Genomic DNA, 14,493 nt, shown 5'->3' with positions numbered 1-14,493 from the left:
AGGCGGTAATGGGAACATGGGGATGAGCTTAGGCGGCAGAACGTGAAATCGCCTTATGTACCGGTTTTTGAGTACTTACGTATCCCCTTGTGCTTTGTGTTTCTGCAGCAGGGCTTCACCTTCACGGTAGATCAGGGGTTCAATGACCGACTCAATAAATGTGGAAATCAAGGGAGTCAGCCTTTCATCGGTAAAACCAATAATCGGTTTGAGGTTGTGGGCCATGTACGCATGGATATCCAGTGTGCCGGCCTCGTAGTCCGCGTACAGCTGATCGCTTTGATGCAGGAAGTCAGGATCATTAATTAAGCCTGTATCGACGCAGAACTCAGCCCAGAGCGATGTGCTGCCGCGATTAATCAGGGCATGTTCCAGATCAAATATTGCCAAGGGTATGTGATTCGCGTTCGGAGTTGTGCTGATCGTTAACGTGATGGCTTATTATAAGCATCGCATCATGACGAATTGACGACATAATACCCTGCTTTGACGAAGAACTGGCCGGGGAAACTGGAAAACTGTCAGTCTGCTACATATTCTCAATAGATAGACAGGGCTCTCGATATTGAATGACAGGGACGTTTGACAGGAAAAGGATCCAGCCTGCAGGGACTGCACATGAGAAACGTATGTAAACAGTTATCACTGACCAGCTTCTTTTTATTCTTTGTCTTTACCGGCACGCCCAGTGCCGCGGCGGACAAGGATGCCCTGATTAACGACCTGTATCACCGTTCTGGTCTTAAGATGCAGCTGGATTGGATGCAAAACAATTTTGCCGATGCCCGGGCATTATTTGGTGATGACGCCCAACAAGCGGATGAGGCGACCCGCAAGATGATGGTGCTCTTGGACAAGAGCCTGAAAGAGAAGTTCTCAGACCAGCGCGTCCGTGGCATTGTACTGGATCATCTTGATCGCGATTTGTCTGAACAGCAGCTGGAGCAGATTCTCCAGATTATGGATGACCCTATCTGGCAACGGGCCTGGGAACTGGAAGGCCGTGCCTACCAGCCAGACGGTATTGCCCAGATGCAGCAATACATCGCCCAGCGCCTGGAGAGCAAACCGCCACGCAGCTCCAGGGTTGGCCTGGTGAGTGAACTGATTGACGTCACTGATGCGGTTGACCTTACATTGGAAATGGCGATCCAGGGGGCCCTGATGGCCTCGCGCATCATGATGGAAAAGCTGGGTAAAACGGAAATCACTGAGAAGCAAATGGAGGATGCTGCCCGGCGCCAGATGGAAAACTACCGGGAACAATATCGGGATATGCTCACTGCACAGATGCTGTATATTTACCGGTACATGTCCGACAATCAGCTGAAGGCATACATCCAGCTGTATTCTTCGCCAATAATGCGCAAGCTGAACAACACGGTCACCGGTGCCCTGCTGGCGGTCATGCGCTAGCGAGACCTCCAAGGTTGAAGACTGGCAAGCAGCAATAGAAGACAGAACGCCAGCACCGGCCATGAGCGGAAGCGCATAAACGGCGTGTCTCCCATCATTACCGGTAACTCTCCATCAAGCACGCCTGCCTGATATTGTGTGATCTGGCTGACGACACGGCCTTTCTCATCGATCAATGCACTGATGCCGTCATTGGTGCCACGAATCATATAGCGCCCGGTTTCCAGAGCCCGCATGCGAGCCATCTGGAAATGCTGGAACGGACCAATCGAAGTGCCAAACCAGGTGTCATTGCTGATGGTAATCAGGAAGCCGGTATCGCGGGCCAGCGCTGCCGCAAAGTCTGGATAGACAACCTCGTAGCATATATAGGTCGCAACAGGGTGTCCGGCGACCTGAAGAGGGGGCTGGTTGTCACTGCCGAGCGAGAACGATGACATGGGCAGGTCGAAGAAGGCAATCAGGCCGCGCAGTACGGATTCAAAAGGGACATATTCACCGAAAGGCACCAGCTTCTGTTTGAAGTAATAGCCATCGCCGGTACCCAGGCTGATGATGCTATTGTAGAAACGGTCGCTTTCATACCAGGGCATCCCTAGTACCAGACTGGTCTGGGCCTCTTTTCCCTTGGCATCCAGCTGATCCATCAGTGCTGGGACATTCTGATAGAGCGTGGGTATGGCGTTTTCAGGCCAAATAACGATATCCCTATTCCAGAAAGGTTGGGTCAGCTTGAGATAGGTCTCAATCGTGTCGTCCAGGTGCCCGGGTTTCCATTTCAAATCCTGGGAAATATTGCCCTGAACAGCCGCAAATGACAGTGTTTGCCCTTTGACAGGTTGGGTCCATTGAATGATCTGAAGTGGGACGCTTAGCAGCAAAAGGGCGGTGGTGCCGATCAATATCGCAAGTAGTGTACGGTCATGGCGGTAGAAAAGGTATTGTGTCAGTCCACTGGCAAATAGCACCAGTAATAGTGACAGACCAAAGACGCCTGTCACAGGTGCCCAACTGGCCAGTGGTGTATCAATCAGTGTGTAGCCGCCATAAAGCCAGGGAAAGCCCGTGAGAAACCAGCTGCGAACCCACTCAAATAACACCCAGATGGCGCTGAACAACAGCACCGGTGGCCAGCTCCTTTCACGGTTGATACGCCGACAGAGCCAGCGATAAAGTGCAAACTGCGGTGCCGTGAACGCCAAAGCCAGAGCCATCACAAACAGGGCGGTAAAGGCAAAGGCGAGAAGTGCCGGTGCGCTGCCAAAGTTGTGGATACTGACATAGACCCACGAAACACCCGCGCCATAGAAACCCACGCCAAAGCACCAGCCGCGCCAGGCAGCCTGTTTGGGAGGCAGCCCGCGCATCAGCCAGAAGACAGCCGCGCAGACCAGCAACCATACAAGCCAGAGATCAAAGGGGCTGAATGCCAATGTCGCACAGGCACCGGCAAGGCCGGCCAACAGGTGACCGAGCCGGGGATAGGACCTGATCATTGGGCGGGTGTTACCCGCAGCAGACGAATCCGGCGGTTATCCGCGTTCAGTACCTGGAAAGAGAAATTGTCGATCGTGATGGTTTCATTGCGCTTGGGCAGGTGGCCGAACTGTTGCATCACAATGCCGCCAATGGTATCGAACTCTTCTTCACTGAAGTCACTGTCAAAGTGCTCGTTGAAGTCCTCAATCGGCGTTAGCGCCTTGACCACATATTCACCGTCATTTAACGGCTTGATGAAACTGTCTTCCTCTACGTCATACTCGTCTTCAATATCGCCGACGATTTGTTCCATGACATCTTCAATCGTTACCAGACCCGCCACGCCACCGTATTCGTCAATAACGATCGCCATATGGTTCCGGTTGGTGCGGAAGTCGTGCAGCAGTACATTTAAGCGCTTGCTTTCCGGGATGACCGTGGCAGGACGCAGTAGATCCTTAATGGTAAAGCGACGATTTCCCTTGTCCACGATCAGCGGCAGGAGATCCTTGGCCAGCAAGACACCCAGCACTTCATCCTTGGTGTCGCCAATCACCGGGAACCGGGAGTGGCCGGATTCAATCAGCGCCGGCAGGAATTGCTCAGGCGTCTCTTCTGCCCGGATGCAGACCATCTGGGAGCGGGGAATCATCACCTCCCGGACCTGCATGTCAGCCACCTGTATGGCGCCCTCAATAATCTGCAGGGCTTCGCTGTCGAGCAGCTCACTGTGTTCGGCGTCCCGTAGCTGGTTGAGCAGTTCTTCCCGGTTCTTGGGATCGTTGGAGAAAACCTGCTTCAGCCGATCCAGCCAGTTTTTCTGGTGTTGAGAGCCAGTGGCCAGTGGCTGCTGGCTGGCGGGCTGTTGGGACGGATTAGGGTGGTCGTCGCTCATTGTCTTCTTTAAGTGGTTTCCGGAGAAAGCTCGTCCATGGCGTAAGGGGCGGGATAGCCCAGTCCTGTCAGAACCTGTGTTTCCAGCGCCTCCATTTCGAGGGCTTCTGCGTCTTCTATATGGTCATACCCCAGCAGATGCAAGGTCCCGTGAACTACCATGTGAGCCCAGTGGGCTTCCAGGGTTTTTTGCTGTTCCCGGGCTTCCCGCTCGACGACCGGTGCACAGATCACCAGGTCGCCGATCAATGGCAGCCCGAGTTCTTCCGGCAGGTCTGACGGGAAGGACAACACATTGGTTGGCCCCTGTTTGTTGCGCCATGTCTGGTTCAGCTCGGCACCTTCCTCCGCATCGACAATCCGAATACTGATCTCGGTTTCGTCACGGGCAGTGCCGATGGCGGCCCCGGCCCATTGCGTCAGGGTTTCTTCAGAGGGCAGGTTCTCACTATCGCTGGCGATCTGCAGGTCAATGTAGGTGGTCATCAGGCGGTACCCTTGACCTTGCGAGATTGCTGAATGCGGTCGTGCTGGTCATAGGCCTCGACGATTTTCTGGACCAAAGGGTGCCGGACAACGTCGCGGGAGTTGAACATTGTAAAGCCAATATCCGGTACGCCTTCCAACACCTCGATGGCGTGCGCCAATCCGGAGCGGGTGCCGCGGGGGAGGTCGACCTGGGTGATATCACCGGTAATGATGGCTGTGGAACCAAACCCGATCCGGGTCAGGAACATCTTCATCTGTTCAACCGTGGTGTTTTGGGATTCATCCAGAATGATGAAGGCATTGTTCAGTGTGCGGCCACGCATATAGGCCAGCGGTGCAACTTCAATGACATTCTTTTCGATCAGCCGGGCAACCCGCTCAAAGCCAATCATCTCATAGAGCGCATCATAGAGTGGGCGCAGGTATGGATCGATTTTCTGGGCAAGATCGCCTGGCAGAAAGCCCAGCTTCTCGCCCGCTTCGACGGCAGGACGTACCAGCAGGATACGACGGATCTGTTCCATTTCCAGCGCCTGTACCGCACAGGCTACCGCTAGGTAGGTTTTGCCGGTGCCGGCCGGTCCGATCCCGAAGTTAATGTCGTTCTCCAGAATGGTACGGACATACTTCTGCTGGTTAGGGCCTCTAGGCTTGATCAGGCCCTTACGGGTTTTCAGGCTAATGGGGTCAAGATCCTGAACAACCTGAGAACCGTCGATCACCGCTTCAACGGAGGCATTTTGCAGGAACAGGTGCACGGTTTCCGGGGATAGGTCATCAGCGCCATCGGTTTCGGCATAGAGTTGACGAAGGATGTCTTCCCCTGCATCGATCATTTGCTCATTACCCGCCAGCTCAAAATGGTTTCCGCGGTTATTGATGCGGATGCCAAGGCGCTGCTCAATTTGCTTCAGGTGTTCGTTGAATTGGCCGCATAGGAGGGCGAAACGGTGAGCGTCGATGGGCTCAAGGTCGAATTGGCGGGCGGATGCCCCAGTGGGTTGTGCGTTCAAAGTGTCGTGTTCAACCATGTTACTGCGTATGTATTGAGGATATACCGGTTAGCCCATCATGGAAAGCAAGAGGGCGGTAGCGACGCATTGGCTCCTGATAAAACGGCGTTATTGATGAAAGTGCATCTGGATTCAGTCTGATACGCCGAATACCCGTCGGTCGCTACTATAACAAAAACCGCGGATTCTTAAATTTTAAATCTGTATTCGTTATAAAATGGCCGCCGAAGGGGCAGGCTGCGGTTGGCACGGAATGTGATAAGCCAAGCACAGAGCCTCAGGCAGTTTGCGCCTAGACAGCGCAATGGCATGACGCCCTGAGAATAATGAAAGGTTTTCCACGACCTGACAGTGTGAAATTTTTTCACAATAACAATGATAAGGAAGGACCATTGATGCGTTATTTTGTTACCGGTGGTACCGGTTTCATCGGCCGTTTCCTGGTTGCACGATTGCTCGAGATGGGCGGGACAGTACATGTCCTGGTGCGTGAAAACTCTATGGATAAGTTGGTAGCACTGCGTGAACAGTATGGCGTGGATGAAACCCGTTTGGTGGGGGTTGTCGGTGATTTGACTGCTCCCTGCCTGGGTATTGATAATGACACGCTGAAGCATCTCAACGGTTCCATTGACCATTTCTTCCACTTGGCCGCCATCTATGACATGAAGGCAGATGCTGAAAGCCAGGAGCGGGCCAATATAGAAGGCACTCGGTCGGCGGTTTCCTGTGCAGAGTCCCTGTCAGCCGGTTGTTTCCACCATGTCAGTTCCATTGCTGCCGCAGGCCTTTACCGTGGCACCTTCCGTGAAGATATGTTTGAAGAGGCCGAGCATCTCGACCACCCCTATCTGCGCACCAAGCACCTGGCAGAAAAGGTGGTGCGCGAAGATTGTAGGGTGCCTTGGCGTGTTTACCGTCCCGGCATGGTCATAGGCCATTCCCAAACGGGCGAAATGGACAAGGTCGACGGCCCGTATTATTTCTTCAAACTCTTACAAAAACTGCGTCAGTCACTGCCTCAGTGGATGCCGACCATCGGTATTGAAGGTGGTCGGATGAATATCGTCCCTGTGGATTTTGTGGTTAATGCCATGACCCATATTGCCAGCCAGCCGGGACTGGATGGTCAGTGTTTCCACCTGGTGGATCCGGACCCGTCCAAGGTCGGTGAAGTCATGAATACCTTTGCTGAAGCCGGTCATGCCCCCAGGATGGCCATGCGTATTGACTCGCGCATGTTCGGTTTTATCCCCAAGATGATCCGGGATGGTATTACCCGCCTGCCGCCCGTCCAGCGTATACGGGATGCATTGCTGGAGGATCTCGGCATTCCACCGACCGTCATGAACTTTGTGAATTACCCGACCAAGTTCGACTGTCGGGAAACTGAACGCGTTTTGAAAGGCTCGGGCATCGAGTGCCCCAGATTGCGAGACTATGCCCCGGCTATCTGGGATTTCTGGGAGCGCAAGCTGGATCCGGAATTGTCAGTGGATCGCACTATCAAAGGTGCCGTTCAGGGCAAGACCATTGTGATTACCGGGGCAACATCGGGGATCGGCAAGGCGACAGCGCTGAAGCTGGCAGAAAGTGGTGCAAAATTGATTCTGGTTGCGCGGACACCGGAGAAGCTGGAAGAAACCCGGCATGAAATCGACCAGCTTGGTGGGGAAGCCCATATCTATCGTTGTGATATCAGTGTGCCGGAAGACTGTGAAAAGCTGGTGGGCACAGTATTGGCCGATCACGGGTACGTCGATATTCTGGTCAACAACGCGGGACGTTCAATCCGGCGTTCCATTGCGCTGTCGTTTGATCGGTTCCATGACTTTGAGCGAACCATGCAGCTGAACTATTTTGGTGCGCTGAAGCTGATCATGGGCTTTTCGCCGGTCATGCTGGAAAGGCGCCGCGGACACATTATCAATATTTCGTCCATCGGCGTACTGACCAATGCACCAAGATTTTCTGCCTATGTCGCGTCCAAAGCTGCGCTGGATGCCTTTTCCCGCTGTGCGGCGGCGGAGTTCTCTGACCGTAATGTCAAGTTCACCACCATTAATATGCCGTTGGTGAAAACCCCGATGATTGGTCCAACCAAGATCTATGACTCTGTACCGACCCTGACACCAGACGAAGCGGCGGATATGGTGCTGGATGCCATGATTAACAAACCCAAGCGGATTGCCACACGATTGGGGATCTTTGCCCAGGTCGTGAATGCTCTGGCACCCAGGGCCAGCGAGATTATCATGAACACTGGCTTCAAAATGTTCCCGGATTCAGCGGCAGCTCGTGGCGATAAAGAGGCTGATAAAGGGAAGAATACCGCTATTTCCTCAGAACAGGTGGCCTTTGCGGCATTGTTGCGGGGGATTTACTGGTAATGAATCAATAAGGTGTTAAGACACTGTGGTTATGGGCCTGCCAGGTCATTGGTAGGCCCAGTTATTTTTTCTGTTACACGGGCGCTGAAAAGTTAACATGATTGGCAATATCTATATTTATACGAGAAAGGCGCTGCGATTATAAATCAGAAGGAATTTCTAATGGGAACTGTAATCAGGCCATGGGTGATGCTGTTGGTAGTGATAGTCAGTCAGACATCATTCGCCCAACAGGATGAAGTTGCCACACGTCAACAGGCAATGGATGTTATTACCCAGTTCCACGCCAAGCGGGCTGCGATGCAGATGCGTCATCAGAAACAGTATGACGCCGGGTGGAGTGTGCAGCTGCAAAGAAAGAATATGGAGGAAGAGGAGATGTTTCTGCTCAACTCTGCGGTCATCGTGGAATCTTATTATCGTGAGGCGCCGCTTGGCGAAGTACGAGCAGAAGCCCTGTCTGATGTAGCTGGTTTAAAATCACATATCACTTTTGAAGAGGGAATGTTGAATCGATCAGGCAGCGGTGTGGTTGATGATAGGTTGGAATGGGGGCAGAAACATTTTGAAGCACGGATGGTGTATTACACGGTACGCATTCTTGAATATGAAGATAATCCGCCAGTGAATGTCGATCAGTGGTTGAAAGTGATGCACCTTACTATTCCCGAAGGCTGATCATAATCCATACGATAGATAGAGCGTAATGCATGGTATTCACTGTGACCGTTTTCCCCTGTAAATCTAGGCGGAATGCTAAACAGCAGTGACGATAGAGTCTGCTTTAATGGCTGTGATGCAAACAATGCGTCGTTATATCGCAACATTAATTGCACCTATCGGTGAATCCTGATGAAACGAGTAATCATTGCACCTGCTAAATATGTGCAGGGTGAAGGGGTTTTGTCCTTCCTGGGTGAATACGTCAAGGTTCTTGGGCAACGGCCGGTGGCGATAGCCAGCCCATCGGTCATGGAGAAGGTCGAAAACACCGTTGTGGAAAGCCTGTGTCAGTATCCACAGGGGATTCGGTTGGAGCGGTTCAATCGAGAGTGTTGCCGGTCAGAAATTGAGCGGTTGCAGGCAATCTGCCAGGCCGCGGGAGCCGATGTCCTGATAGGTATTGGCGGTGGCAAGGCGATTGATACAGCCAAGGCCGTTGCCTATTACTGTCGGATTCCCGTTGTGGTTGTGCCGACGATTGCTTCAACCGATGCGCCCACCAGCGCGGTTTCGGTCATCTATACGGAGGAAGGTATTTTTAGCGAATACCTGTTTTTTCCCCGTAACCCGGACCTGGTGCTGGTTGATACCCGCATTATTGCCAAAGCGCCGGAGCGGCTACAGGTGGCCGGTATGGGGGATGCCCTGGCGACATTCTTTGAAGCCCGAGCCTGTTACCGGGCGGGGCGTACGACCAATGCGGGAGGTGTGACCAGTCAGTCAGCCTATGCATTGGCAGAATTGTGCTATCAAACATTGCTGGCGGATGGGCTGAAGGCGCGTCTGGCGGTGGCTGATCATACTGTCTCGGCGGCAGTCGAGAATATCGTGGAAGCCAATACGTTTCTCAGTGGGGTGGGCTTTGAGTCAGGTGGCTTGGCTGCTGCTCATGCGATCCATAACGGGCTGACCTGTCTGGATGTGTGTCGTGCTCGCTACCATGGTGAAAAAGTAGCGTTTGGCACGTTGGCCCAACTGCTGCTTGAGAATGCAGCGCTGGACGAAATTCGAGAGGTGATGTTTTTTTGTCAATCAGTTGGTTTGCCTGTCACCCTTGGAGAACTGGGGGTGAGTGATGTCTCGGAAGCGTCCCTTATGCCTGTGGCTGAAGCTGCCTGTGCAAAGGGCGAGACCATTCACAATATGCCCTTTCCTGTTTCGGTGGAGGCCGTGCTGTCTGCCATGCTGTCAGCTGACAGGCTGGGGCGGCTATACAGTGAGCAGGGGGGCCGGGTTAAGGCTCTGAGAATGGCTGCCTGCTTGTTATAGCCGGGCTGATCACTATGCCAGGTTGTCCGACACCTGGATGGATCGTGGTCAGGGGGTGGCTTGCCATTGTGCTGCACTTGTTTGCGCCTGCTGGATTTGTTTCGTTGTCAGCCTGGCTTTCAGGTGAGACCGGTGCCTGGGTGGGTCATTCAGTATCCACTGGCAGAGTTCGTTGTGCGCACAGCCTTTTGCCTGTTGCTCGGCGATTAACATCCAGATGTAACCGGTGATGGCTTCCGGAAAGTAATGGTTCGAGTAAAGGCTTCCAAGGTTATATTGTGACTGGATATAGCCCTGTTCAGCCGCTTTGCGGTAGTAGTCCCTGGCTTTGTTGTAATCAACACTGACACCGTTCTTACCGTATTCATAGGCGACTCCTGCATTATGACAACCGGACACTTCTCCCAGGTTGCAGGCTTTCTCAAACCAGGAGGTTGCTTCACCAAATGTGTCGGGTTTTACTTCACCGGCATTCAGTAATAATCCCAATTTCATGGCCGCCTGGGCGTCGTCCTGATCTGCCCCCTGGCGGTACAGTTCCGCAGCCGCTTCTGTTTGACCTGCGCGATACGCTGCATCACCGGGTGTGGTGCTGCAACCGGTAAACAGTATCGCAGGCAACAGGAAGGTAAGCAGTCGTTTCACGATCAGGGGGCTCCTTTCTGGAAATCGATCAATATCCATAGGCAGGATTTTAACGATGGTTCAGGGTATTCATCATCTACAACCGCTAGATGGTCAAGGGGATGCCTGTTTGCTACATAACACACCCGGGAGCAGAACCACACTCGATAGAGGCAGAAGGATATGCTACAGCGATAATGTGTTTTACAAAAACATTATCGAGCCCGTTCTCCGGCCCTGCTCCAATGGTTGTCTGACTAGTCAGTCTGATGGTGCAGGCGGTATTTCATTTGGCACCTAAAAATATCGCATGACAACGAGATTATCGGAAACAACTTTCTGGGAAGGGTAACCGTTGTGTTAATGGTTACCCTATCGTGTTTATGCGACGTGTGCTTCATCCAGCTCAGAAGAAACCAGCTCACCGCGCAGGCTGTGCGGAAAGGCTTCCAGGATCAGTACATCTGCAAAGCGACCGATCAATCGTGGGTCGGTGCAGTGGAAGTTAACAACGCGGTTACACTCAGTTCTACCCTGCAGCTGTCCCGGATCCCTTTTGGAAAAGTCTGTGACCAGAATGCGCTGGGTGGTTGCCACCAAACGACGGCTGATCTGCATGGTCTGCTGGTTGATGCGATCCTGCAGAATTTGCAGACGTTGCTTCTTCACTTCAGCAGGCACATCGTCTGGCATATCAGAGGCAGGTGTTCCCGGACGCTTGCTGTAAATAAAGCTGAACGAGGCATCGAAATTAACGTCAGCGATCAGGTTCATGGTGTCCTGGAAGTCACGATCCGTTTCGCCGGGGAAACCGACAATAAAGTCGGACGACATGCTAAGGTCAGGACGAATCTTGCGCAGCTTGCGTATCTTGGACTTGTATTCCAGTGCCATATGGCCGCGCTTCATCAGAGCCAGTATGCGATCAGAACCGCTTTGCACCGGCAGGTGCAGGTGGCTGACCAACTCGGGCACATCTGCATAGACCTGAATCAGGCTTTCTGAGAATTCCACAGGGTGTGAGGTGGTGAAACGAATCCGGCCAACACCGTCGATGGCGGCGACATAGGTGATAAGTTCAGCCAGATCGGCGACTGTACCGTCGTGCTTTTCGCCGCGATAGGCGTTGACGTTTTGCCCCAGCAGGTTGATTTCACGAACGCCCTGTTCAGCCAGAGAAACACATTCGGCAATTACGTCATCAAAGGGACGGCTGACTTCATCGCCACGGGTATAAGGGACGATACAAAACGTGCAGTACTTGCTGCAGCCTTCCATAACGGAAACGAAGGCGGTTGGACCGTTGACGCTGGGTTCCGGCAGGCGGTCAAATTTCTCGATTTCCGGGAAGGTGACATCGATCACGGCCTTGCTGGTGGTTTTGCTGGCGTCAATCATTTCTGGCAGACGGTGCAGGGTCTGCGGCCCGAAGATCACGTCAACATATGGGGCTCGACGACGGATGGCGTCCCCCTCCTGACTGGCGACACAGCCGCCGACACCGATGACCAGTTTGGGGTTCTTCTCTTTCAGGTGTCTCCAGCGGCCAAGCTGGTGAAACAGTTTTTCCTGAGCTTTTTCCCGAACAGAACAGGTGTTCACGAGCAAAACATCCGCGTCATCGGGGCTGTCGGTCAGCTCAAGCTCATGGGTTTCGCCGAGCAGGTCCGCCATGCGGGCAGAATCGTACTCGTTCATCTGGCACCCATGGGTTTTGATGTATAGCTTTTTACGCATCCGCTTGTGTTACCGTGTCGTTTCAGGCATTGGCAGGTGTGCTTTTCGCTGACGAGTTTGTCAAACGGCGAACGCCTTACCTTTAAAAAAACCGCTCATTTTAGGCTTCAACGTCTCTTTTCGCTAGATATAGAACACGTTGCCTGGTAAGTAAAAATCCATGGGGGAAATAAGTCAGTCTGTGTATGAGTTGATTTTTTTGTAACCAATTGAATTTATTGGATTAATTTGTCCTTTGTGGTGGCGCCTGGATTTCAATGGAATCTTGGAACTTTTTTTGAGTGCATGTATCTAAACCGAAGGGTATTCACATCTTATTATGTTCAGTCATGCATGGGGAAAAGTATGGATCAGCCTGTTATCGCTGGAGGCTTAGTTGGAAATGGACACTCCCAGAATAATACACAGAATGTTGACAGAAATAACGCCGAAGGGTGTTTTCGTCGCTATGTGATAACGCCTGTATGCGAAGCTGTCAGCTACCTTGTTGAAGGCATATGTACACTCTGCAGAGATATCAGATCATTTTTTATTCGTGTTTGTTCTCCTTGTTGCGGCGGCTTTGCACAAAGAGAGGAGCTAACTCCAGAGAGGGATCAAGAGGGTATCGAATCAGTGGAACAGAATGAACCTGTTCTCGATGGGGATAGAATTGCAACCGAAGTACCATCCGGTGAAGATGATGCTGGAATACCTGATACGCAGCCTTCTGAGTCTAGGATTGATAATACAAGTCCTCTCAGAGTTAGAGCGTCCTCAGATCCTGAAAAAAAGAGTAAAAAACAACCTGATGTGGTGTTATGCCTGAAAAAATCGCAATCTACGACTGCATTGCCTGAGGTAGCTCCAGGTAAGAGTATCAGAGACCCTCTGACCGGGTTGGACGTAACTTCAGCAGGGACGGATTCAACGGCTGCAGCAGAACCTCCACATAGTTCTTTTCAAGACACATCATCAACTTCTAGCTCGTATTTGAGTGTAAGGTCGCAGCCTGAGGTCGATGATCAGGGGAAAGAAGGCTCTCAGTCTGACCTTGAGCCATTTTGGGATTTTCCTGAAGTTTCTTTACATGTCCCGGGTACTATCATTGTGCCTGCTGAAACCATGCAGGAGGAGACAGCGTTTCGATCCCTGCCAGAATCTACTATCTATGAAGAGACATTAAGGGCTGAATTTCTATCAGAGCTCGATCAGCCTGAAGGCGAAGTAACAGCTTCCTCGGAAGCAACAGATGTTCAAGAGGATATATCTTCGCTACAAGAAATGCCTCAGGCAGCAACGTCTGTCACCAGTAAAAACTATGCTTGGCAGAGTGTATTTACTCAGGAAAGATATCAAACACAAGCGTATGAAAATATACGTTCTTTTTTAACGGATAATCCAAGTCTGGCACGAGGAGGAAATTATCAAGAAGCATGTTTTGACTTGGATTTTTCTAAAAAGGACGATATAGAGAGAACTAAGTTAAAAGCTCGTCCTGAAGGATATATCAGAAAAATACAATCGGAAAAAGTCAATGCAGAAACATCGGTTATGCCGCTTGTGGCGGTTGAGCTATACCGAAATGATCTGAAATGGAAGACTGGCTGGACAGGATGGATTGAAGGGGATACGGTCAGAATTACGTCTTGTGAAAATAGTTATTCTTATCAATGGCTAAGTAAAAAAAATCCCCCTTTTATTTTTGTGGTGCATATTTTGTTGCCGGAAATTTCTCTCATATTAAATTATGCGAAACCAGGATTATATCCATTTGAGGGAGGATACCAGCAATTAATGAATAATCTTTTCTATAGTGTGGGTAATGACTTTGATAAGGCTGTCAAAAAGTTAAAGTTAATACCTCAGGTGATTAATAAAATGCCGTCTATTCATATACCATTGGTTGGTGATATCAATGACTTTATGGACACCGCTGCAATTGTCAAAGAAAGATTTAGCTATCTCCCTTTTTGTGATGAGGAAAGGGTCGGGGAGGATCGTCGACATTTTGAGGTTTGTATTGACATGAGGGCTAGTTTGGCTGTCAGGAGTTTATTTGGAACAATAAAGAGCCAGGCAAAAAGCATGCATCTTAATTTGGCATTTACGGTGGAGCCTTTAGATAAAAAAGAGCAAGAAAAGGAAGGAGGTGAGAGTCAGCTACCAGAGGTGCTGTTTGCAGGGGTCGAAATAAAAAAACCTGTTTTTGGAACTGTCGATGAATTGGAAGAGTTAGGTACATCAGGTGTAGTTGTTCACACAGTAAAATAATGAGCTGCATACGCTGAATCGTAGAAAAGAGGCTGTTAGGACGTTTGAACGTTACAATGCTGTATTTTCACCTGTGCTTACCCATCCTTGACGCAAAAAATAGCCGATATTGACCGGTAGATGTTAGGAGCTGTTGACGTTTCACATTGGTAACCAGACAAAAGCACAAGCCAGAGCTACGACACTGACAAAGTTTCGCTTTAGCT

The 14,493-nt window shown here is 51.2% G+C and carries 12 protein-coding genes; 5 read left to right on the top strand and 7 right to left on the bottom strand.

Going from position 1 to position 14,493, the window contains the following annotated elements; translation table 11 throughout:
- Positions 1–75: 75 nt before the first annotated feature.
- Positions 76–390, bottom strand: coding sequence for an HAD family hydrolase (locus tag ABD892_RS15375; protein ID WP_345196760.1), 315 nt, complete (start codon positions 388–390; stop codon positions 76–78).
- 228 nt (positions 391–618) lie between these two features.
- On the opposite strand from ABD892_RS15375, the gene ABD892_RS15370 reads away from it, so the two are divergent.
- Positions 619–1,416, top strand: coding sequence for a hypothetical protein (locus tag ABD892_RS15370; protein WP_345196758.1), 798 nt, complete (start codon positions 619–621; stop codon positions 1,414–1,416).
- Here ABD892_RS15370 and lnt read toward each other — a convergent pair.
- Genes lnt through ABD892_RS15350 form a run of 4 tightly spaced genes read right to left on the bottom strand, consistent with a single transcriptional unit; the run spans position 1,413 to position 5,309 of the window.
- Entirely contained in the window at positions 1,413–2,912 is a 1,500-nt protein-coding gene (gene lnt / locus ABD892_RS15365; RefSeq protein WP_345196757.1) for an apolipoprotein N-acyltransferase, read from the bottom strand. The genes ABD892_RS15370 and lnt overlap by 4 nt on opposite strands.
- The gene (locus ABD892_RS15360) at positions 2,909–3,790 is read right to left on the bottom strand and encodes a CorC family transporter (RefSeq protein WP_345196755.1); all 882 of its coding nucleotides are present in this window, start codon (positions 3,788–3,790) and stop codon (positions 2,909–2,911) included. The genes lnt and ABD892_RS15360 overlap by 4 nt, the downstream gene beginning before the upstream one ends.
- 8 nt (positions 3,791–3,798) lie before the next feature.
- Positions 3,799–4,275 carry an rRNA maturation RNase YbeY gene (gene ybeY, locus ABD892_RS15355; RefSeq protein ID WP_345196754.1) on the bottom strand — a complete coding sequence of 159 codons (477 nt, stop codon included), beginning with the start codon at positions 4,273–4,275 and terminating at the stop codon, positions 3,799–3,801.
- Positions 4,275–5,309, bottom strand: coding sequence for a PhoH family protein (locus ABD892_RS15350; protein ID WP_345196753.1), 1,035 nt, complete (start codon positions 5,307–5,309; stop codon positions 4,275–4,277). Before ABD892_RS15350 ends, ybeY begins: the two co-directional genes overlap by 1 nt.
- Positions 5,310–5,686: 377 nt before the next feature.
- On the opposite strand from ABD892_RS15350, the gene ABD892_RS15345 reads away from it, so the two are divergent.
- From ABD892_RS15345 to ABD892_RS15335, 3 genes are all read left to right on the top strand, one after another.
- On the top strand, positions 5,687–7,681 hold the full coding sequence (locus tag ABD892_RS15345) for an SDR family oxidoreductase (protein ID WP_345196751.1): 1,995 nt from the start codon (positions 5,687–5,689) through the stop codon (positions 7,679–7,681).
- Between the two features lie 162 nt (positions 7,682–7,843).
- Complete coding sequence (locus ABD892_RS15340; RefSeq protein ID WP_345196750.1) at positions 7,844–8,359, top strand: hypothetical protein; 516 nt, start codon at positions 7,844–7,846, stop codon at positions 8,357–8,359.
- Between the two features lie 174 nt (positions 8,360–8,533).
- On the top strand, positions 8,534–9,673 hold the full coding sequence (locus ABD892_RS15335) for a glycerol dehydrogenase (protein WP_345196749.1): 1,140 nt from the start codon (positions 8,534–8,536) through the stop codon (positions 9,671–9,673).
- A 48-nt stretch (positions 9,674–9,721) separates the two neighbouring features.
- Here the strand turns inward: ABD892_RS15335 and ABD892_RS15330 are convergent, their stop codons facing one another.
- Together ABD892_RS15330 and miaB are read right to left on the bottom strand one after the other, a co-directional pair.
- Positions 9,722–10,318 (bottom strand): tetratricopeptide repeat protein, encoded by a 597-nt coding sequence (locus ABD892_RS15330; RefSeq protein ID WP_345196748.1) that lies wholly within the window; start codon positions 10,316–10,318, stop codon positions 9,722–9,724.
- Positions 10,319–10,678: 360 nt separating this feature from the next.
- Positions 10,679–12,034 (bottom strand): tRNA (N6-isopentenyl adenosine(37)-C2)-methylthiotransferase MiaB, encoded by a 1,356-nt coding sequence (gene miaB, locus ABD892_RS15325; protein WP_345196747.1) that lies wholly within the window; start codon positions 12,032–12,034, stop codon positions 10,679–10,681.
- 345 nt (positions 12,035–12,379) lie between these two features.
- Here miaB and ABD892_RS15320 point away from each other — a divergent pair, with 345 nt between their 5' ends.
- Entirely contained in the window at positions 12,380–14,287 is a 1,908-nt protein-coding gene (locus ABD892_RS15320) for an EDR2 domain-containing protein (RefSeq protein WP_345196746.1), read from the top strand.
- Positions 14,288–14,493 lie beyond the last annotated feature (206 nt).

Source organism: Kistimonas scapharcae (genome assembly GCF_039540975.1).
GTDB lineage: Bacteria > Pseudomonadota > Gammaproteobacteria > Pseudomonadales > Endozoicomonadaceae > Kistimonas > Kistimonas scapharcae.
The sequence above is the reverse complement of the archived record's forward strand: the minus strand, read 5'-3'. Positions and strand labels throughout refer to the sequence as shown.

Coding starts and splice junctions, on each gene's coding strand:
- ABD892_RS15370 (WP_345196758.1), top strand. CDS start 619: ATGAGAAACGTATGTAAACAGTTATCACTGACCAGCTTCTTTTTATTC.
- lnt (WP_345196757.1), bottom strand. CDS start 2,912: ATGATCAGGTCCTATCCCCGGCTCGGTCACCTGTTGGCCGGCCTTGCC.
- ABD892_RS15360 (WP_345196755.1), bottom strand. CDS start 3,790: ATGAGCGACGACCACCCTAATCCGTCCCAACAGCCCGCCAGCCAGCAG.
- ybeY (WP_345196754.1), bottom strand. CDS start 4,275: ATGACCACCTACATTGACCTGCAGATCGCCAGCGATAGTGAGAACCTG.
- ABD892_RS15350 (WP_345196753.1), bottom strand. CDS start 5,309: ATGGTTGAACACGACACTTTGAACGCACAACCCACTGGGGCATCCGCC.
- ABD892_RS15345 (WP_345196751.1), top strand. CDS start 5,687: ATGCGTTATTTTGTTACCGGTGGTACCGGTTTCATCGGCCGTTTCCTG.
- ABD892_RS15340 (WP_345196750.1), top strand. CDS start 7,844: ATGGGAACTGTAATCAGGCCATGGGTGATGCTGTTGGTAGTGATAGTC.
- ABD892_RS15335 (WP_345196749.1), top strand. CDS start 8,534: ATGAAACGAGTAATCATTGCACCTGCTAAATATGTGCAGGGTGAAGGG.
- miaB (WP_345196747.1), bottom strand. CDS start 12,034: ATGCGTAAAAAGCTATACATCAAAACCCATGGGTGCCAGATGAACGAG.
- ABD892_RS15320 (WP_345196746.1), top strand. CDS start 12,380: ATGGATCAGCCTGTTATCGCTGGAGGCTTAGTTGGAAATGGACACTCC.